Origin of the sequence: Paenibacillus lutrae (genome assembly GCF_009757775.1) — a bacterium.
GTDB lineage: Bacteria > Bacillota > Bacilli > Paenibacillales > NBRC-103111 > Paenibacillus_F > Paenibacillus_F lutrae.
Genome location: NZ_RHLK01000001.1, coordinates 572,298 through 592,802, shown reverse-complemented (window position 1 = coordinate 592,802; position 20,505 = coordinate 572,298). Strand labels below are relative to the sequence as shown.

The window sequence follows — 20,505 nt, the reverse complement described above, 5'->3', positions numbered from 1 at the left end:
TTGAAGATGTGAATCACTTGTTTAAAGACAGCCGGTTTGTCCGTTTCTTTGCATCTCGTACCTCAGCGAATATAGCGGACAGTATTTACTCCGTAGTGCTGCTTTATTTCGTTCAGCAATCGACCCAGTCTGTGGCATTTACCAGCTTCACGTATACAGCGGTATCCGCGGCAGCTATTTTCAGCTTTCTCGTAGGTCCGTTAGTGGACCGTTATTCGCCCGCTCTATTAGCCAGTTTGGCTTTATTTGCACAAGGAGTTCTCATTCTGGCCGTCCCGTTCCTCATTCAAGACGGGATGATTAATCTGATTGCCGTTCTTCTTATCGTCTTTATTGCGTCCTGCTTCTCAACGCTGTTTTACCCGGCCAACAGTAAAATGCTCCCGCTGCTGATCCGCTCACCCGATTTAATTATCCGGGCTAACTCCGTGATTTCATCGACGGATCAGATCATTAATATCGCGGGCTATCTGGCAGGAGCTTCGATTATTATAGCGATCGGCATGAAAAATACCTTTTTTCTGGCCAGCGGCCTGTTGTTTCTTGCGGGCGCGATCTATGTCAGGCTCAGTAAACAAATCGACACCAGGTCAACGGAACCAAGAGACAGCGGCAACCCGCTTCAATTAAGACCTTATCTGAAAGAGCTGCAAGAGGGTTATACTTTTGTGAAAAACCATACGTTTTTGAGGGTGATGCTGCCGTTCTTCGCTTTGACAAATTTCTCTATAGCGATACTGATTATTACAATTCCTTCACTAGCGGTATCCTACGGTTCGCCGATTTATTACAGCTTGCTGTATATTGCTTATTTTATCGGTATGTTTATGGGCTCTTTTCTGGTTAATGTTCTGAAAAAAAGCGGCGCTACTATCGCGGCTTCCTGGGTGGCAATGGGAATTGCGATCTATCTGTTCTCCATCGTGCCGGATATTTGGATGAAGCTGTCAGCGGCCATGATGTTAGGTCTGTTTACAGGTGTTATCAGTGTTCTCCAAACTTCACTGATTCAAATTATTACACCATTGCCCTTGATGGGGCGTGTTACAGCCTTTATGAGCACCATGTCAAGTGCAGCACTGCCGCTTGGGGCACTAATCGGAGGGGCACTCACCTTGCGCTTTGCCTTACCTGACGTTCTTTTCTTCAGTGCCCTGATTACCGCCTTATGCGGAGTATTCATGTTCATTTCCAAAGGGATCAGGCAGTTCGAGCTTCCAACGGCAGAGCGCAGCGAAGAAAGCGTGGTCCAATCAACAGAGGAAGCGGGCTAAGCTTCGAGTCTTTACTGTACAAAACTGTAAAATACCAGGACCTGTAAAAGGTCCTGGTATTTTTTGTATCTGGCCGGTTATTCCTCTTAGGCGGACCAGTGCGCCGGATGAACAAAGGAGGGCGGCACTTTAGTTCGGGCATTACCTTTGGCCGAGTTGAGCTGGGCCTGGGTGAGGAAGAGACTTCCTGTGAGATCGGCATCCCGGAGGTCGGCATCCCGAAGATCAGCGCCGATGAGATCCGCCACTCTCAGATCCGCACCCCGGAGGTCGGCTGCAATAAGGTAGGCTCCCCTCAAGTTGGCATATCTGAGGTCTGCTCCCTTAAGATTGGCGCCGATAAGATCCGCTCCGCGCCCCTGGCGAATCTTCCGCCCGGCCGGTCCTTTATGCTGCCGGCGGGCTTCTTCACGAACAAGCTCGCTGGTCCGCAGAAGCAGAGCATTGACAATGCCCCGCTGTGCCGCCACGTCCAGCTGCATCAGAGAGTCAGGACTAAGATGAGTGAGACGTTCTGTCTCCTCAAGCGCTGCGCCCAGTTCATCATGAATCACCCGGGCCGGCTCTAGCGTCAGCGCCTCGGTCAGATACCAGAGGAGCTCTTGGAGCTGCCGCATGACGGGGAATACCTCGAACATCAGCTTCGCTGATCCGGGTTCTTGCCTCCAGTCGCGCCCGCTGAAGGTAGTTTGAGACACCTTCTGTCCCGCACCAAAACAGTCAAACACGGTGCAGCCGCGAAAACCCAGCTGCCTAAGGCTGGTGTGAACGCCGCAGCGGAAGTCGGGCTGCAAGTTGCGGCAGGGCTGCCCGGCATTTTTATCGACCGCAAAATCCGTTGAAGCTGCAAAGGGCAGGGCAACACAGCACAAGCCAAAGCAGTTCTCGCAGTCCGCCTGCATAGCCTGGCGGTTCTGGCCGGGAGAAGGTATAGAATCATTCTTATTTTCTAGCATTTCTTAATCTCCTATCGTGATAGTCACATACCTAGATCGTCTAATTCTACATGAGTAGAACGAAAGATTCATAGTTGATTTTCTTCTATATTGATTTTTTACAATCAGAAGGATTCTCTGCGGGAGTTAATGACCCGGTGGCAAGGGATTACGATGGCAAGCTGGTTAACTCCTTTGGCCTCAGCAACGGCACGGTAAGCGCCTGGTTTACCGATCGCTGCTGCAAGGCCGGCGTATGACGATGTTTGCACGGGGGGGGGGGACTGTTCCCAGACCTCTCGCTACAAAGTAGAGTCTAAATAACTATATGGAGTGGACAGCTTCCGGAAGCAGGAATCCGTCCAGCATGGTTCCGGATTTCTTCCATCGCAATCACAAGCAGTTGAACCAGCTCCGAAACTTGATTAGGATGAGAGAGCGGACGGCAGCGGCGGCTGGCCGGAATGAAGCCGATTGAGCTCCCTCAACGTCTTATCCATTTCGCAGTTCTCCAATTTCGGCTTTCTAGCCGGGCAGGCCGTAGGATGGAACACGCCGGTTGTCTTGTCACCTGCAAAAAACACCTTCATATTCCGAGTTTTTATCCAGCAAACTCGCGCCAAATTTCGTGCATTGATTTTTTTGAAAAAGATGATTTTAATGAATAGGAATGAGTCGATCATGGTCATACAAAAACAAGAGTTTTATAAAAAAGGGATTTATTATACGGTTAGATCTGCAAACGGTAAAGATGCGAAAGAATTATCGGAATTAAGGGTGCAAATTGACGGGGAAACCGAGAATTTAGACAGGGAGAGAGGGGAGGCATACATAGATCCGTCGGGTTTTGAACATATCATCAGAGAGGATTCCGCGAATCGGAGAAGCTTATTTCTGGTTGCGGTCGCGGAAGGCCGGATTGTCGGGTTCTCCAGGTGCCAAGGAAGTGATTTGACCAGGGTTTCTCACAAAGTAGAGTTCGGGGTCTGTGTATCCCGAGATTATTGGGGATATGGAATCGGGACCAATCTTTTGAAAGAATCTATTTCCTGGGCGGATTCAAGCGGAATTAAAAAAATTACACTGAGCGTTCTGGAAACGAACGATAGGGCTATTCAACTGTACAAAAAGTTTGGTTTTGAAGTAGAAGGTCTCTTGAAAAAAGACAAATGGTTATCGGACGGGAAATACTATGATACCGTGGTGATGGGAAGATTTCATGAATAGCGTTCGGATTTAAATAGAAGGTTTTTGTATAAAATCCCTTTCCCTAAATCATGCTAACTGCATGTTGGGGAGGGAAGTATGGTGCGCAATAACCGTCTGAACTGGTGGCAGTTATCGTTATTCGGGGTAGGTTGTACAATCGGGTCCGGTTTTTTTCTGGGGTCCGGCATTGCCATAGCCCAAAGCGGTATCTGGGTGTTGGTTACGTTTATCCTGGCTGCTCTGGCGACCTTGTTTGTGTATGAAGCACTTGCTCAAATGATGGTTAAACACCCGAGTACGGGCTCATTCCGTACGTATGCAAAGAAAGCTTTCGGACGTCCGGCCGGCTTTAGTATGGGGTGGATGTACTGGAGTTCGGAGATATTGATTCTGGGAAGCACATTGACGGCACTTGGCATATTCTCGCAAGTATGGTTGTCCCAAGCTCCGCTATGGCTCCTCTCCGCAGGTTATGCGCTGCTTGGTTTGTTTGTTGTCGTTCTCGGTTCCAAGAGCGTAAACCGGGCCGAGAATTTTTTTGCGGTCATTAAGATTGCCGCTGTACTGGCTTTTATTCTCGTTGTGGGCATGATGATTTACCGCGGTTCCATAATGACGCAATCCCTTGGAGTCAAAGCTCAGGTTTGGGGAAGCAGCGGGCTGCAGGGCGCATGGAAAGGATTCCTATATGCGTTTTATGCTTATGGCGGAATTGAGGTTATGGGATTTATGGGTTCCGAGCTGCGCAAGCCGGAGGATGCTCCCAAAGCGGGGCGTGTTATGCTGGCTTCTGTTACTTTGCTATACACGCTTTCTCTCGCTTTAGTTCTCTGGATGACCGCACCGGACAAGATTACGCCTCACAAAGCCCCGATAATTAGTGCGCTGGAAACAGTCCATGCGGAAGTTCTTATTCAAATTCTGAACGGTGTGATGATTGTTGCGGGCTTCTCCATTCTGGTTGCTTCGCTGTATGCGGTATCGACGATGTTGATGACACTTGCGCAGGAGGGGGACGCACCCAAGCTGCTGACCGTAACCAAAGGCAAACGGAAACTGCCGCTTTACGCTATTGTGGTCAATGCGGCCGCTTTAAGTGTCTCCATTGTGCTAGCCCTGCTGCTGCCCAAACATATTTACGGGCATCTGACTACTGCTGCAGGCTTGGTTATCCTATACACATGGTTGTTTATTCTGGTTTCCTATCTGAAATTACTAAAGCCGGGTTATGCGGGACAAATCAAAACCTGGATTGCCGTCCTGCTGATTTTGACGGCCGTCAGCGGAACGCTCGCCGAGAAATCGGGACGACCCGGCTTCTGGTTCAGCCTCCTGCTGGTAAGTGTCATTACGGCACTGACCCTCGTCATGAAGCGGGTATGGGCAAGGCGAAGTCCGCATCGCTCATGATTGTTTCTCGGCATCTTTGGAAGGGTTCCAGACATGCCTAAAGGGGCACTGAGACGGACTGCTCTCATCCTCTCTCAGGAAATATTGCTTCCACTCCAGATTATCTTCCCTTCCATACCACTTCAAGGAAGGATGGGCTGGAATGCTGTCATAAGCCGAGAGTTTGCCGCGGATCAGCTTCTGTATCTTGCGTCCGAGCGCTGTTGAATCATTAAGCTTCTCGAAAATCCAGCGGGGCTGAAAGGCGATCAGGAAGCATGAAGCCCTGCGGCTGAGGCGGACTTCGTGCGCAGGTGTTGCGCAGAAAGCGAAGTACGGCTCGCCCCCGTAACAAAACTCCCACGTGTAATGTTCGGGATTCTGTGAAATCCCCTCCTTCCAGGGGATAGGATCTTTCTCATGCACCTGACGGAGCAGGGCCCAGAAGAGTTTTTCGTAGTCCTCAACAGCGGTTTTGCGCAGCAGAGGCTCCGGCGTTTCGAAGAAGACAACCAGCGAAGCATACGGCCCTGTATCCCGTGAGACCTTGTTATACTGCGAGAGAAGCGAGCCAATATCGTCCGCCGCTTCTTGAGAGCGGGGATCAGCGGCAAAACCGTACCGCAGATTATTCGTGAGATGCCCTTGGCGTCCTAGTATACAAGGGTAGGTTTTACCCGGATCGGCGATTCGGCTGCCAAAGTCGGTAAACGCCTGCTGCTGCCAGTCAGGCAGCTCAGGCAAATGTTCGTCGAGCCATCTTTTGGTCATTAACCCTGGCATGTCTCGAACCTCCTCCTTCATATAAAGCATGGTATGCTTGGTATGAAAAGAGGGTGAATGCCCGGTTTTGCAAATGAATATCACTACGAACAAAGAGGATTGCAGGCAGCAATCCTCTTTGTTTTGAACATCATCAAATGATCGTCTGTCAGGGAGCAGGGAGCAAGGAGCAAGGAGCATAAAATATTACATAGCAAGCTGGCAGATCGCCTGATAGCCGAAATATAAACCAAAACCTATTAACGACAAACCTGAAACCGCGGAAATGACCGGCAACAGTTTCGGGCTCCCGAATCGGTGGATTGAACTGGCAAACCCCGCCATGAAGATATCCCAAAGCAGGATTCCGGTAAAAATACCCGCGCTGTTGAGCAAGATACTACGAGCTCCGGCGTGCTGTATACTGTCCGCCAGGATCGGTCCGTATATGCCCAGCCAGAATAAAATACTGAGCGGATTCATCAGGGACATCAGAAATCCGGTCCGGAAAGAACTGCTTTGAGTAGGATGGGCTCTGCTGTGATTACCATTTATCGCTTTCATAGACTGCAGCGATTCGATGCCGGTATAGAGAAGCACGAAGCTGCCGAAGAACCAGAGGAAAGTTTTCAGAAAGGGCGTTGTCAGGAAATGAGCCAGTCCAAAATAAATCAGCAGCATATAAATCAAATCCGCACACATAGCTCCAAGTCCGATGAGCCACGCATGTGTAAACCCAAGCCTGGCCCCCCGCTCCAGCTGAGCCGCATTAATGGAACCGATCGGAGCCGCCAGTGATATACCGAGTAAGAAATAGGTCATGAAATGATTCATATTCTCCGCTCCTTGAACAAAAAAGTGTACAAGGCATTATATTCGGCTCATTACTGTGTGAGAACCGGGTTATAACGGGGAGAGTCAGGACTTACCGAATTTCCACCTTGATCGGGGTGCAGTCGTAATTGTTACATTTGCTCTCCGAACAAGGACAAGCCGATAGAGCGATAATCAGATCCGTCTCCGCCTGCAGTTCCGTGTAATCTCCCGCTTTGGATAACGGCTTCTCTACCGTAATTCGGCCATCGGGGTGGATGACCGTATTCATGAATAAATTAAAGGGGTAGTGCTGATCCGGTGCCGGCACATGATAAGGGGCCAGCGCCACATTCAGATTATGATAGCAGCTGGCATGCTGTGATTTGCCATACAGGACTTCGTACATTTCGGGCCGGCAAGCGGAATTAATAAAATCATGGCGGCCGACCGTATCCGCAACAATGCGGAGAAGAGGCTGATATTTGTTGGAGTATAACTGATCGCCTGGACTCACATACATCTGTCCCAATACATCCATGGTGACGCCGGGATCAAGGCGTTCGGTATAGTCCCGGTCACTAAAAGCGGCAAGATCAGCCACCTGCATCCCGTCGACATCCGTCACCCGGATAACCTGTCCCTTTTGGAGGCGGAGTCCGAGCCCTTTTGTAGCTGGTATTAACCATTCTTGCAGCATAAGTTTGATAACCCTCCCGATTCTGCGTGTAAGGTAAGTATGTCTCCGGCAGAAGGGGAACATGCATAATTTTCGCTTTATACATCCACATTAAGGAGGATCTATATTCCCCTTTCAAAGGAGCATACCACCATGCAGCAGGAGTCACAGCAGCAGCAGCCGCAATTCCAAAGCTATCAGCAAAACGGTCCGCAGTTTAATCATGGTACGCATGAATTATTTGATTTGCATGAAGTGCTGGCAGGCCAGATCAATGTTCTGGATCAGTTTATGCTGTTCCGCACGTTTATTCAGGATCAGAAGCTGACAGCTATTCTGGATCGTCAGTACAATTTTATGCTGGAGTACTATAACATCACTTGCGAAAGTTTCAGAACCGGCCAGAAACCGCTGCGGGAAACGGCTACTTATCTGATCCCGGATATGACTCAGCCTGTCTATGGAATGCATCCGGCACCGCCCAAAAAACCGAATCAGTCTCTTGCGGATATTAAAGATGCCGGAATCAGCGCACATATGCTGGGTCTGATTAAATCCCACGCTTCCTTGCTGGCCATGGCTACACCGGAAGTAACCAATCCGGTTGTACGCCGGGTGCTGGCGTCCCAGATTCAGAATTTCGTAGAAATGGCTTACGAAATCTTTTTGTACCAGAACCAGCATGGCTACTACCAAGTGCCGCAGCTGGCGGCCCCATTCATGCAGCAGATGCTGGACGCGTATACGCCTGCGGCCGTCGGCCCTCAAATGCCTGGCAATAACGGGAACAAATCGTTCCACTAAGTATACATTAGACTGGACCGTAACAAGAGACCCGGTAGTTTCCTTCAAGGAGCTGCCGGGTCATGCCTTTGCTTTTATACAAATCCGCAGACGGGTATCAAATCGCTAGATGTTAGAGCTCAGGCTCTGGGAATAACGTACGCAGGACATGGCCCATTCAGGAGGTATGAACTTGACCAAGAATAATGAAGACTTCACGAGCACCTTGCCGCAGTTTCCCGAATCCTACTGGCTTCACTCGACCCCTTCCATTCCGGCATTTCCTAAATTAACGGAAGATTTGAGTATCGATGTGGTTATTGTCGGTGCGGGTATAACGGGGATTACTACGGCTTATCTTATGGCCAAGAAGGGGCTGAAGGTGGCTGTTCTTGACGCCGGCCGCATAATGGAAGGGACCACAGGATCTACGACAGCTAAAATTACCGCTCAGCACGATCTTACCTATAGTGAATTTATTTCTCATTTCGGAGAAGAGAAAACCCGGCTATACTATGAAGCCAACGACGAAGCACTGCAATTCGTAAAAAATACGGTCACCGAGCTGGGCATCGATTGCCAGTTCACCGAAGAAGATGCCTATGTGTACACAAATGATGATTCCTATATAAAAAAGATTCAAGACGAATATAAGGCGTATGAGAAATTGGGCATCCCGGGTGCCTATGCAGATGCAGCGCCTTTGCCCTATGAGACGAGAGCGGCCGTGATTATGAAGAATCAGGCTCAGTTCAATCCGGTTCCTTTTCTGATCAGGCTCGTCCAAGAATTCATCGGGATGGGAGGGCAGATATTCGAACAGACAACGGTAGTCGGAGCCGCTCTGGAGAAGCCGTTACTTGTAAAGACGAAGCACGGGCCCCGGATAACTTGCCATAACCTTGTAAGTGCATCACACTATCCCTTTATGGATTTCAAGGGGCTGTATTTCTCCCGTCTGCATACGGAGCGGTCATACGTGCTCGCAGCCCGGACGGAGAAGCCTTATCCCGGCGGGATGTACCTCAGTGCTGAGGATCCCAAGCGCTCGCTGCGGTCTGTTCTATTGAATGGAGAACCGGCGGTTATTATCGGCGGTGAAGGGCATAAGACGGGCCAGGGATTGTGCACCTTTCAATATTACGAACACCTCCAGAAGTTTGGCGAGGAGACGTTCGGGCTCCGGGATATTCTCTACCGGTGGTCGGCGCAGGACATTTACACGCTGGACAAAATGCCCTACATCGGGCAACAGCTGTCAGGTGTTCCGAATCTTCTGCTTGCAACCGGCTACCGGAAGTGGGGGATGACGAACAGTATCGTAGCGGCAATTCTGAATACGAAGCTTGTAGCGGGAGAGAAGAGCCCATACGAAGAAGTGTTCAATCCGCAGCGTTTTCACAGCGATCCCGACATCAAAACCTTTATGACGCAGAATGCTAATGTAGCCAAGCAGCTAATCGGCGGCAAGCTGGAACAGACCCGGAAGGATGCCGGAGAACTTGCGGCGGACGAAGGTTCGGTCGTACAGGTGAATGGCAAGAGAGCGGGGGCCTACCGGGATTCTAGCGGGAAGCTCCATATCGTGGACACCACTTGTACTCACATGGGGTGTGAGGTGGAATGGAATGAGGCGGAGCGGACATGGGATTGTCCATGTCATGGTTCGAGGTACTCGTTCCAGGGGGATGTCATCGAGGGTCCCGCGAAGAAGGCGCTTGCCAAGGTGGACCCCGATTCAATATGACGCGCAGTAGTGATAAGCGGAACAAGCAGCAGGCGCTCAGGGGGGACAGCCAGCTTCTTTGCAGCCTTAGCCGCTATCGGCATGAGCAGCGAGATCCTTGCAGCCCCTTGGAAGGCCCTGTAACGGAAGCTATTCCTTCCACATTCCGCTACAATCAGCCTGCAGCCTCGGTTATGTAACCGGGGCTGTTTGTCATCCATAAATAAGATGGGTCTAGGGAATGTGCGGGCGGCATAGAGTTGTACGGTGCGGGTCGCCGTAATTTACCAATTGAAAAGGAAGTGAATGCGATGAGGAGAAAAATGATTTCGGTTATGCTCATCTCTTGTGTTCTCTTTGCCGTGCTGCCATTCATGTCTGCTTCAGCTGCTCCGAACTACCCGGCCAAGACGATTACCGGACAAGGGACTTTAAAAGTCGTGGTCGAAGGTGAAGGCGGCAGACCGGAGCATGGAGTGTCCCCTTACTGGAGTGTATCGGTCACGAATAGCAGCGGCCAGCCGGTTTTTGCCCAGTCCTACGGCGGTCCGGGTACGAGCTATTCTTATGTTTATAACCTGCCTTACGATACGTATACCGTTGGAGTTTATCCGTCGATCTGGACCGGAATTTCGGCCTTTCTCGTTTCTTTTCAATAACAGAGGATTGGAATGATATATACCCGTTCGAGGCTGCGTTCTGCGCGGCTTTTTTTTCTTTTCGAAGATAAATGATTCTTTGCCGCGATTTGGCTAATTTCTCCCACCCCTGACTTATCTCTGTTCCGCTTTGTGTCCCGTATTCTTTGCACCTCGTTATTTGTATAACTTCTAATATTTTCTGGCACTCTATACACAAGAATGAATTGTCAGGAGCAGAGAAAGCTTATGGCTACGAACCTAACATTGATGGAGTATATGAAAGAACAGCTCACAGATAATGAGGATATTGTTTATCAGAGTTTTCTCATTCACGGTCATACCTGTGTCCTTATTTATATTGAATCCATTATTAATGTTCCTGTCATGCAGGAACGAATTGCCGCTATTCTGATCCAAGAATCGACTTTACAAGCGAATAAGGAAAATCTGGTGGAGAGACTGGATCAGGGGACGCTGATTCCACTGCCTTCCGTACTGGCCCAGACCACTGAGGATGCAGTGAATCAGCTGGTTCAGGGGAAGGTCCTCTTGTGCTTGAATGAAGCTCACAGAATTTACTTGTTTGATCTTGTGAAATATGAGAAAAGAGCCGTTTCCGAATCCAAAAATGAACTCGTTGTGATCGGCCCCCAAGAAGCCTTTATTGAAGATATCAACACGAATCTGTCTCTGCTAAGACACAAAATTAAGCATCCCGACCTGAAAACCATCCGTTATGAAGTCGGTACCTATACGAAAACGATCATTTATATCGTATATATCGAAGGGTTATGTAAGCCGGCAATTGTTCGGGAGCTCGATCAGCAACTCAATAAGATATCCATTGACGGAGTCCTTGGCATCAGCTATACGGCTGAGCTGATGAAAAAAGGGACTCGCACCCCATTTCCTCAGTTTCAATATACGGAGCGTCCGGACTCAGTTGCCGCTTCTCTTCTGGAAGGAAGAGTCGGAATTATGCAGGACGGGACACCATCGGCCCTTCTGGTGCCGGTTACATTGTTCTCTCTGATGCAATCCTCTGAAGATTATTATCAGAGTTATATGTCTGCCAGCTGGATCCGGATCGTCCGAATGTTCTTTGCGGCTATTTCGATGCTCCTCCCGTCACTTTATGTGGCGATAACAACGTTCCAGCCCGAAATGATCCCTACGGAGCTGCTTGTAACGATATCAGCGGCCCGGGAGAACATCCCATTCTCCGCTTTAACGGAAGCGCTCATTATGGAGCTAACCTTTGAGGGGCTTCGCGAAGCAGGCACACGGATTCCCAAACCGGTCGGACAAACCATCTCTATCATCGGTGCAATTGTAATCGGACAAGCCGCCGTACAGGCCGGGATCGTCTCCGCACCTATGGTGATTGTCGTCTCGGTTACGGGAATTGCTTCTTATATTATCCCTCACTTTGAACTCGGGCTGGCGTTTCGTCTCCTCAGATTTCCTCTCCTTATCATTGGGGGAACGACGGGGCTGATCGGTGTCTTTATTACAACGTTTATCGTATTTGGACACCTGGCCAATCTGAGTGCTTTCGGAGCGCCTTATATGCAGCCCTTGGCTCCTTTAGTTTTCAAGGATTGGAAAGATATATTTGTCCGGGTCCCGGCACCGGTTATGAAGACGAGAACAACTGCTTACACGACACGCAATCCAAGGAGACAGAAGTCGAAGTGAAATCCTCCAAATGGTTGATAATTATGATCCCAGTCCTACTTTTAAGCGGATGCTGGTCCAAAATTGAAGTGGATGAACAAATTTTCGTATTCGCCATTTATGTCGATATAGGGAAGGAGCCCGGAACCGTGGAGGTTACCATAAGCAGTCCTTTACCCAACCGGATGATGGCCGGTCAGCAGGCCGGGAGCAGCGGTGCGAACGGGAAATCCTATGCGATGGTCTCCAAATCGGATGTAACGATCCCGGATGCCATACGCCAAATTCAAAAAGACCTTACCCGTCGTTTAAATTTCGGTCATACCCGGGAAATTATCGTCGGACGGGATTATGCAGAATCGGGAATTGGAGATTTGCTTGATTGGATAACCAAAGAGCACAGCTTTCATATTAGCGCCTTCCTGGCCACGGCTCCCCGTAAAGCCAGAGAGGTAGCGGAATTGACGCCTCTTTATGAACAAATGCCTGCCGAAGTCATCCGTAAAATGAACTTACAGCGCACCATGTTCACTACCAGTGTGAAAGAAGCTCTGATGGCTTACACCTCACAGGTAGGTTTCGGAACGAATTATATGTCGGTTCGATACCAGCCCATGCCCAGCGAGAATGAAAAGTTGCAGAAATGGGCGGGGATACAAGGGGCGGCGCTGTACCAAGGCCTCAAAATGACGGGAACTCTGGAAGCCTCAGAAGCCAGAGCACTCGCCTGGGCTACAGGGCGGCTGGGGAGACAAGTCTTTTCGGTCACCTGGGATGAAGGGAAAAGCCGGGGGGGTGTACTGCTGGATCAACTCAAGGCAACCCGTAAAGTGAAGATGACACCGCAAGGTCCGCAGTTTACCATCCATCTCGAAGGTTCCGGCGACTTGATCTACAGCAAAGATACCAAGCGCCGAAGCGATACCGAACGGACCCTTATGATTGAGAAACTGCTCGCATCCAAAATTGAGAAAGACCTGAATTCTGCGATAAGGATGACGAAGAAATACGGTTCGGATGCTCTGAAATTAGGGCTGCTCCTGGAATGGAATTATCCTCAATACTGGGAGAAAATCCGTGAGGATTGGCCGGACTATTACAAGAACCAAGGCGATGTTGTAGTCAAAGCGAAGATAGATGTCACTCATATCACCAACCAGCCTTAAATGAGCAGGCGCAAGTTTGATGTAACTGAAAGGATGTGTCTTCATGATCGCCATTTGTTTTGCCGTTATAGCTGTATTCGAATGGAGACAATGCAAAGATAAACCTTCCGGTGGTCAAAAAGCATTCTGGTGGTTTTTTTCGCTGATGCTGGTCTGGAATTTGGCTGCAAATTTTATTCCATGGTGGCCAAATCCCATCCGATTGATTATGTATTTACTCGGTTGGATGTAATCCGGATTAGATTGGTATCCAACATACACATGTCCAAGGGATGGTGCAAACATGCATACGACTTCGTTTCAAACTTTCCGGTTCGCATGTATTTACATGCTTACAATCCCGCTGGCATTTATGATCCCGCCCTTGATCGCTACTTCCGGGTACCAAGGGTGGATCGGAATGGTAATTGGCGGAGCCGTTAATATTGTGCTAATCCTCGGTACTTACAAATTAGGCAAAATGACAGCAGGACAATCCTGGGTTGATTTCGGTGAGAAAATCGCCGGTAAATGGGGTCACAGGGCAGTTCTTCTCCTGCTTGTATTCTGGAGTGTTTATTATGTTTCTCTGGATATTGAACAGTTTAGTTTATTCTATGGCACCCTCTATATGAGAGAAACGCCGTCTTGGGTGCTTCAATTCATGATTGGAGTTGTCATATGGGTAACGACCCGATGGGGGTTTACTACACTGGTATATATTGCGGACGGTACTTTTATCATCATCCTTCTGGGGATTGTTTTTTTATTAATCCTTTTCTCCGCGGATGCGGATTATCAGATGCTTCCGGCACTCTTAACCCATTATGATTCATCCATCGTCTTCAATGATGTCATGAGTGTAATCTCATGGATTGGAGAATGGTTCATATTTCTGTTCATTACGCCGCATATTCCCTTCGATAAGAAGACACTCAGGAATCTGCTGCTATCAAACACGCTTGTGACGTTCTCAGTCCTAGTGACATGGCTTCTCGTAATCCTTAATTTCGGGATTCATTACGGCAGTCAACTCAAGTATCCGATTCTTCAATTAATCCGGGGGACTTCTTTCACGGGACTGATCGGTCATGCAGATCCCGTCTTCATTGGTTTATGGGCAACATCCATGATTATTCACGATGCTTTCCTGATCTATGTTGGGGTTGCCTGTATAGGACATCTTCTTAAGCTTCAGGAAAAGAAACCTCTTAACGCAATTCTGGTAGGAACAGCAACCGTGGCTGCCTTTCAGTACTCACAGAATATCAGCTGGTTTCAGAAGGAATTAACAGAGGCGGGTTTCATTTCTTTCTGGGTAGTCATTAATGGCATTCCGCTGTATTATTTAATACTAGCCCTTGTCCGGGGACAGTTGGGCAGGAAGAAAGTTCATTAGAGGCCGGCTATCTGCACCGAAGACAAGAATATTTACAAGATCCGCGCGCTGCGCGGTTTTTTTATTTTAGCGGGAAATTCGTGGGAATGACTTATTGTTCAGAATCCGTTCAGGCCTTGCAGCTATAATTTTTCATATGATTTGAATCAGAGGTATAAAAGGGGAGCAACGATGAAGAAAAATATGGTTAAAGTAGTCACTGCCGCCGCCTTGTTCTGTTCTTTGGCACTTCCTGCCCAAGCGGCGACTTCTTTCGGTGACATCGACAAATCATTTGCCAGAGAGGCGATTCTCAAGCTTGCAAATGAAGGAATAGTGGACGGGAAGGGATATGGAAGCTTTGATCCGCAAGGAAATATTTCCCGGCAAGATTTTGCGATTGTACTGGTCAAGGCGCTGCAGCTTGATATATCCGCTGCACCAGCCCAACCTACGTTCGCTGATGTTCCGGTCATTCATTATGCGTTTCCATATGTAGAGGCGGCAGTCAAAGCCGGATTAATCCAAGGCCAAGGAAGCGGAACTTTCGGGAACGGTCAGAATCTGTCCCGTCAGGATATGGCCATTATTTTCGTGCGTGCATTAGGAATCGATACCACCGGCAAAGCGGCTGATCTGAAATTCAGCGATGCGGCTTCTATTGCCGATTACGCTAAGGATGCAGTAGGCGCAGCGGTAGAACTCGGTCTCCTGGTCGGTTATGAGAATGGCGCTTTTAATCCCAAAGGGAATGCAACCAGAGAGCAAGTCGCATCCGTCGCGGTTAAATTCTTGGCAGAAGTACAGAAAAATTCGGCTCCGAATCCAACTCCGTCTAATCCGGAGACGCCAAAACCAGTGGAGCCGGCACCCGTGCCCACACCGAATATACCTGCACCGCCAGCCCCAAGCACTGGAGGAAGCAGCGGCGGAGGAAGCAGCTATGAAGACCGGACAGCACCAACCGTGGGCATTGTATCTTCGACTCCCGTCGATATCGGCCATGACGTGATCGTGACTAGCAGCGAGGCGGGTACGGTCTATCTCGTACCGGATTCAGAGAGTCCGGTCAATAAAGAACAGCTGGAGCTCCTCGTATCCGGCAATTGGGCTCACAAAGCATCGGTGACTGGAGCTCAAACCCACACGGCGATAGTGACGACAGGACTTCAGGCCGGAAGGTACAAGGTATATGCAGTCGATACCAGCGCGAATGTTTCCGTGCCCGGTTCTGTCCTTGAGCTGCGTGTTCCCCGGATGGGACAGCCTGTCGTATCCTTTACCAGTGCCGATACGCTAGTGATTACCTATCAAGAAGACTTGGATCCGAATTCGATCCCGGCTTTGAACGATTTTGTTATTAGGGATGCCGATGATCCGCAGGCTGCTCTTCTTCCGCTGCAAGAAGTACGGATAGCAGGTCCGAAGGTGCAATTACAACTTTCTCAGGCAGTGGGCTACTTAGCCCGCATACAAATTAATTATCAATCAGATGATGCGATTAGTAGCGGAACAGGCAAAGTATCACCGCCGATCTTGGAAGTGGTCACCTATGATCCTGGGAATCGGAATCCGATCGTCGTCCAAGAAATCGTGGATCAAACGGGTACAGCAGGCGGGACCGCAATCAGCATTAATCCGGCAGCGCATTTCAGCGATCCGGACGGGGATGTTTTAACGTTTACAGTGTCCTCCACAGATGGGAACATAGCATCAGCAGCTGTGGACGGGAATATTATGATTAAACCGATTTCAGTTGGAGCCGCCTCGATTACTATTACGGCAAACGACGGAAAAGGCGGAATGATTCAGAGGACATTTACAATATCGGTGGCAGCTGATCCGGTAGCGGTTGCCGTAATGGCAGCGGAACAATTGGCGGCTGAAGATAAAGATTTCAGTAAGACAGAGCATGTGTCCGCCGTCAATCAGACACTTCAATCCGCGCAAATTTTAGTGTCCTCTGTTACGGATGCAGTCCGCAAAGACGAATTCCAATTACGGCTGGATGCGGTTCAATCTTTCCTTACATTAGCGGCCCAGGCAACGGGAAAGGTAACGGCATTAGAGAATGCTACCGGGGATACTAAAAACTTGCTGCCGGGGAAAGCGGATCGTGTATCTGCGGATATCGCATTAGCAGAGATTGATTATTCCGGACTGAATAGCGCTACGCAAGCCTCATTGACGAACCGTGTTAACACGAGTACCGGTTTCATGAATACAGCTGATACTTTAGAGATGAATGTACGATCTTTAGAGGCAGCTGTTGCGGATACCAAAGATTTGTCGGCGGCAGCAGCGGATCGACTGACAGCCAATACGGCAGCAGCTCTTATTTCCTATACAAATGTAACAACCGGAACCAAGAATGCCGTTATTGGACGAGTTGACGCAGCTGCTGCAACCCTAACAGCTGCCGATACAGCGGAAGCTCTTGTTATTGCTTTGGAAAATGCGGTAGCTGCGGGGAAAGATTTGACGGCAGGTACGGCAGATCGGGTAGCGGCTGAGAGTGCTCTGGCTGCAATTTCATATGCAGGGACTAACACGGCAACCCATACGTCATTATCGGCCCGCGCAGTAATAGCGGGATCGAAAATACCGGTGCTGGTGAATCAGCCGCCAGTCGTACAGAACATCATTAATCCTCTCATGGTTCCTATTGCGTCAGGGGATCGGATTGTTAGTCTGTCTAACGTCTTCAGCGATCCGGATAACGATGCCCTGACGTATACGGCAGTATCTTCCGATCCGTCAAAGGCAACCGTAACCGTCAATGGTACAGACCTGACCATTACACCCTTGTTAAACGGTTCAACTATCGTTAGAGTGACCGCAAATGATGGAAAAGGCGGAACCAACTATACAGAATTTAATGTCACCCTGGCAGAATCTATGCCGCCAATATTAACGGGTTTCGCTTCGCCGCTTATGGTAGAATTTTCATTCATCGATGACGCGAACTGGAGAAGTAAAATAACGGCTATTGAATGGGATAATCAGCCTATAACGCCGACTTATAATCTCTCAATTCCAGGGAGAATTATGATCCCGTGGATGGGAGTTGTAATGCCTGGTAAGCAGTATAACTTTAAAGTAAAAGCAACAGGTTACAAGGATGCAGAGGTAAGGGTCATACTTTAAAGGTATTTTCTTGAAGAAATCCAAACGAAAGAGATATTCCTTCACTGGAATATCTCTTTTTATGCTAGATGGAGTAGGTATACAAAGAAGCCATTACGTACTGCTAATTTACTACTAATAGTGAGGGGAATCGAAAATTTAAGTTTATTTGTATTTATGTTGTGTTTACGATGTATATACAGTTTGTTATACTGGAATTAACTTGAAAGGAGGCAACTGACCAATGGATACGAATTTGCATATACGCATATCCAAAGATTTAAAAGATAGTTTTCAACAAGCCGCCAAAGAAAATAACAAAGACACTTCATCCCTGGTGCGTGACTGGATTTCGGTCTATGTAGCAGAACATCGGAAGGATGATGAAGAAATAGCGGCCGATCTCTATAGGGCGGGATACCAATTGCAGCAAGCTCTTGGGGGTAGAGATAAGGTCAGCAGAGAGTTTGCCAAACAATTGCAGGAATATTCCTTAACGAACCAAAAAGAATTTACTCAACAACTACTCACTACTTACCTGGATCTTGATCTGACAATTCCTGCTTGTGTTTCCAAAACGTATAAAGGATACGCTTTTTCTCAAATGTTTCTGCTCGGCTTAATTGGGGAGGAACCGAAGAGGAAATAATAGATGATAGTTCGTTGAAAAGAATGACATTTTCAATGCCATTATAGTTTACATAACAATAATTATGTAAACTATAAGAGTTTAACCATCAAAGTTAAACGCGTATATAAGCGGAAATTCATAAGGGGAGCGTCTGTATGGAAATTAATTTAACGAATAAAATCGTACTTGTTACCGGTGCTACTGGTGAATTGGGCCGGGTAATGGCAAGAACAATGGCAGTTTGCGGAGCAGACTTGGTAATTCATTATCATAAGAATGAGATGAAAGCCAGGGAAATTGTTCAAGAAATTGAAGCCATGGGACGAAGAGCGATAGCCGTGCAAGCCGATATTACAAATGGCTGCTCGGTCGCGACCATGCACGAAGCCATTAAACGACAATTGCAGCATGTTGACATTGTGGTGGCCAATGCGGTTATTCAATACCAGTGGAAGAGCGTACTTGAACAAAGCCCCGGAGATTATCTAAGTCAATTCGACTCCTGTGTAATGCAAAGTGTCTACTTGGCTAAAGCGTTCCTGCCGGCTATGATCGCAAGAAATTATGGGCGCTTTATTGGCATTAATACGGAATGCTCCATGCAGAATTTTCCGACGCAATCGGCTTATGTGGCGGGTAAGCGCGGGATGGATGGGCTGTACAGGACACTAGCCAAAGAGATCGGTGGGCATCAAATCACTGTTAATCAAGTTGCTCCCGGTTGGACGATCAGTGAGAAAGACAGAGCTGCAGGTATGGAGAACAGCGCTTCCTACGAGCGCAACGTACCGTTACAACGAAGAGGAACGGATCAGGAGATCGCCAATGTGGTAGCGTTCTTAGCATCAGATCTTGCTAGTTTTATTACGGGCGCGTATATTCCCGTCAACGGAGGCAACGTCATGCCTGCCATTTAAAGCGGACAGGAGAAGGAGGCGCGCCAGACGAATCACGGACGACATGTGAGTATCTAGCTTTTGTCCCTGTTATAATTAGGTTGTGTTAAAATATTAATGGTAAGGTTATATTTTCCATCGTATCAAGTCATCCATTTCAAAAGGAAAGAGGCGCAATATGGACCAAGTCGTGTTCAAGCAAATTGAATTTGTACGTCATCTTACGATTCAGGCTGTTGAAGGAATATCTGAGAACACTTTAGTTGTCATACCAGAGGGATTCAACAACAATGTGATTTGGAATTTGGGGCATATTTACTTGGTTCAAGAGAAGTTCGCCTTTTATTTCTCTGGAGATCCTTTGCAGCTCCCGGAGAACTTCGATCGTTTATTTGCAAAAGGCACCAAACCTGCGGATTGGAATGAGGAAGCGCCAAAACTGGAGGTGTTACTTGAACTGCTGGCAGACCAGCCCAAACGTATTCAGCAGACGTTACAAAGCCGCTTAGGCGAACCTATACAAAAACCATTTACTTTGGGCAGCGGATTAACTTTTGAGACAATTGGAGAATTGTTAAACTTCAGCCTCAATCACGAAGGCATGCATTTTAATACGATTCAACTATTAAAACGATTTGCAAATAACAATCTGTAGTTACATAGAAAGTTTTGGATATGAACGAGCAGCCGCCAATTTTGGCGGTTTTTTGCGTTGAACATATAAAATGAAAATGGATTTCTGGATCAATCGCGAGGAAAAAAGTGGAACAAGGCATTCGCTCCTGCAACATTCAGCGGCCGCCTTGTTTGTTAGGGTTCCATACGAGGTGGTCTGTGTATTGAAAGGCTCCGATGTAAGGTTCAGGAAGGGGCTTTGCCGCGCGCCGAGGAGCTGAGATGATGAATCTGCTCTTCCAGGACCGCACTTGCTTTATCTAGAAACTGAGTAATGAATTCAAGCTCTTCATCCGTATAGGAAGAAGCCAGTTTAATCATGGCGGCGTGAAGAGGATGGTACGTATTGGTGACCTCTTCTTTATTTTCATACAAAGGAACAATAATCACTTTGCGGCGGTCGTTTGGATCGTTTTCCCTGCGGACAAAACCGTTTTTTTCAAGCCGGTCAATTAATGTAGTAACGCTTCCTGTAGCAAGTCCTGTTAGTTTTGCCAGTTCACCTGCGGTAATGGGACCTTTCTCACGAAGGATATCTACGGATAAAAAATCATTATTGTATAAGCCTAGAGAAGCAGCTACATTTTGCTGGTATAGGACCGTCCGGGATCCCAGGCCCCTCATGCGCAAGGTGAAATTTTCCTGAAGATCTGTTGGTTGATCTTGCCGATCACTTGACAAGGATATCCCCTCCTTTTAAGATGTAATATATCTTGATTATCGAGATATTAGAAATTCTAGATACTAGATCAACTTACGTTTTATC

21 protein-coding genes and 1 pseudogene are annotated in these 20,505 nt (G+C 48.1%); 15 read left to right on the top strand and 7 right to left on the bottom strand.

The window, feature by feature from the left end; translation table 11 throughout:
- Window positions 1-8 precede the first annotated feature (8 nt).
- Window positions 9-1,274, top strand: a complete 1,266-nt coding sequence (locus EDM21_RS02235) for an MFS transporter (RefSeq protein WP_166541782.1) — start codon at window positions 9-11, stop codon at window positions 1,272-1,274.
- Window positions 1,275-1,360: 86 nt separating this feature from the next.
- Here the strand turns inward: EDM21_RS02235 and EDM21_RS02230 are convergent, their stop codons facing one another.
- The 3 genes and pseudogenes from EDM21_RS02230 to EDM21_RS25615 all read right to left on the bottom strand — a co-directional run.
- On the bottom strand, window positions 1,361-2,230 hold the full coding sequence (locus tag EDM21_RS02230) for a pentapeptide repeat-containing protein (RefSeq protein WP_157332497.1): 870 nt from the start codon (window positions 2,228-2,230) through the stop codon (window positions 1,361-1,363).
- A 104-nt stretch (window positions 2,231-2,334) separates the two neighbouring features.
- A complete protein-coding gene (locus EDM21_RS25335; RefSeq protein ID WP_338043908.1) occupies window positions 2,335-2,481 on the bottom strand; it encodes an MGMT family protein in 147 nt (48 codons plus the stop codon).
- Window positions 2,482-2,532: 51 nt separating this feature from the next.
- Window positions 2,533-2,821 (bottom strand): annotated as a pseudogene (locus tag EDM21_RS25615) (Ada metal-binding domain-containing protein); the annotation flags it as partial.
- Between the two features lie 69 nt (window positions 2,822-2,890).
- Between EDM21_RS25615 and EDM21_RS02220 the strand changes: the two are divergent.
- Both EDM21_RS02220 and EDM21_RS02215 read left to right on the top strand, forming a co-directional pair.
- Window positions 2,891-3,436, top strand: coding sequence for a GNAT family N-acetyltransferase (locus EDM21_RS02220; protein ID WP_157332495.1), 546 nt, complete (start codon window positions 2,891-2,893; stop codon window positions 3,434-3,436).
- Between the two features lie 78 nt (window positions 3,437-3,514).
- Window positions 3,515-4,828, top strand: coding sequence for an amino acid permease (locus EDM21_RS02215; protein WP_157332493.1), 1,314 nt, complete (start codon window positions 3,515-3,517; stop codon window positions 4,826-4,828).
- Here the strand turns inward: EDM21_RS02215 and EDM21_RS02210 are convergent.
- The 3 genes from EDM21_RS02210 to EDM21_RS02200 form a co-directional block, all read right to left on the bottom strand.
- Complete coding sequence (locus EDM21_RS02210; RefSeq protein ID WP_157332491.1) at window positions 4,823-5,590, bottom strand: YqcI/YcgG family protein; 768 nt, start codon at window positions 5,588-5,590, stop codon at window positions 4,823-4,825. The two genes, EDM21_RS02215 and EDM21_RS02210, sit on opposite strands and share 6 nt — an antisense overlap.
- A gap of 186 nt (window positions 5,591-5,776) precedes the next feature.
- Window positions 5,777-6,403: a LysE family translocator gene (locus EDM21_RS02205; RefSeq protein WP_157332489.1), complete on the bottom strand. Its 627-nt coding sequence runs from the start codon at window positions 6,401-6,403 to the stop codon at window positions 5,777-5,779.
- Window positions 6,404-6,494: 91 nt separating this feature from the next.
- Complete coding sequence (locus tag EDM21_RS02200) at window positions 6,495-7,082, bottom strand: DUF1989 domain-containing protein (RefSeq protein WP_235917979.1); 588 nt, start codon at window positions 7,080-7,082, stop codon at window positions 6,495-6,497.
- Window positions 7,083-7,214: 132 nt separating this feature from the next.
- Here EDM21_RS02200 and EDM21_RS02195 point away from each other — a divergent pair, with 132 nt between their 5' ends.
- The 12 genes from EDM21_RS02195 to EDM21_RS02140 all read left to right on the top strand — a co-directional run bounded on the left by EDM21_RS02195 (window position 7,215) and on the right by EDM21_RS02140 (window position 19,719).
- Window positions 7,215-7,865, top strand: coding sequence for a spore coat protein (locus EDM21_RS02195; RefSeq protein ID WP_157332485.1), 651 nt, complete (start codon window positions 7,215-7,217; stop codon window positions 7,863-7,865).
- A 172-nt stretch (window positions 7,866-8,037) separates the two neighbouring features.
- Window positions 8,038-9,591, top strand: a complete 1,554-nt coding sequence (locus EDM21_RS02190; protein ID WP_235917978.1) for an FAD-dependent oxidoreductase — start codon at window positions 8,038-8,040, stop codon at window positions 9,589-9,591.
- Window positions 9,588-9,770: a hypothetical protein gene (locus EDM21_RS02185; protein WP_157332481.1), complete on the top strand. Its 183-nt coding sequence runs from the start codon at window positions 9,588-9,590 to the stop codon at window positions 9,768-9,770. The genes EDM21_RS02190 and EDM21_RS02185 overlap by 4 nt, the downstream gene beginning before the upstream one ends.
- Window positions 9,771-9,881: 111 nt before the next feature.
- Window positions 9,882-10,229, top strand: a complete 348-nt coding sequence (locus tag EDM21_RS02180; RefSeq protein ID WP_157332479.1) for a hypothetical protein — start codon at window positions 9,882-9,884, stop codon at window positions 10,227-10,229.
- Between the two features lie 228 nt (window positions 10,230-10,457).
- Window positions 10,458-11,909, top strand: a complete 1,452-nt coding sequence (locus EDM21_RS02175; RefSeq protein WP_157332477.1) for a spore germination protein — start codon at window positions 10,458-10,460, stop codon at window positions 11,907-11,909.
- The gene (locus tag EDM21_RS02170; protein WP_166541781.1) at window positions 11,906-13,054 is read left to right on the top strand and encodes a Ger(x)C family spore germination protein; all 1,149 of its coding nucleotides are present in this window, start codon (window positions 11,906-11,908) and stop codon (window positions 13,052-13,054) included. Before EDM21_RS02175 ends, EDM21_RS02170 begins: the two co-directional genes overlap by 4 nt.
- Before the next feature lie 43 nt (window positions 13,055-13,097).
- Window positions 13,098-13,286: a hypothetical protein gene (locus EDM21_RS02165; RefSeq protein ID WP_157332473.1), complete on the top strand. Its 189-nt coding sequence runs from the start codon at window positions 13,098-13,100 to the stop codon at window positions 13,284-13,286.
- A gap of 51 nt (window positions 13,287-13,337) precedes the next feature.
- Complete coding sequence (locus EDM21_RS02160; protein WP_157332471.1) at window positions 13,338-14,432, top strand: GerAB/ArcD/ProY family transporter; 1,095 nt, start codon at window positions 13,338-13,340, stop codon at window positions 14,430-14,432.
- A gap of 171 nt (window positions 14,433-14,603) precedes the next feature.
- Window positions 14,604-17,558, top strand: coding sequence for an S-layer homology domain-containing protein (locus EDM21_RS02155; protein WP_157332469.1), 2,955 nt, complete (start codon window positions 14,604-14,606; stop codon window positions 17,556-17,558).
- 223 nt (window positions 17,559-17,781) lie between these two features.
- On the top strand, window positions 17,782-18,186 hold the full coding sequence (locus EDM21_RS02150) for a hypothetical protein (RefSeq protein ID WP_157332467.1): 405 nt from the start codon (window positions 17,782-17,784) through the stop codon (window positions 18,184-18,186).
- 137 nt (window positions 18,187-18,323) lie between these two features.
- Window positions 18,324-19,085, top strand: a complete 762-nt coding sequence (locus EDM21_RS02145; RefSeq protein WP_157332465.1) for an SDR family NAD(P)-dependent oxidoreductase — start codon at window positions 18,324-18,326, stop codon at window positions 19,083-19,085.
- A 157-nt stretch (window positions 19,086-19,242) separates the two neighbouring features.
- Complete coding sequence (locus tag EDM21_RS02140; protein WP_157332463.1) at window positions 19,243-19,719, top strand: DinB family protein; 477 nt, start codon at window positions 19,243-19,245, stop codon at window positions 19,717-19,719.
- Between the two features lie 206 nt (window positions 19,720-19,925).
- Here the strand turns inward: EDM21_RS02140 and EDM21_RS02135 are convergent, their stop codons facing one another.
- Window positions 19,926-20,363: a MarR family winged helix-turn-helix transcriptional regulator gene (locus EDM21_RS02135; RefSeq protein WP_235918008.1), complete on the bottom strand. Its 438-nt coding sequence runs from the start codon at window positions 20,361-20,363 to the stop codon at window positions 19,926-19,928.
- Window positions 20,364-20,505 lie beyond the last annotated feature (142 nt).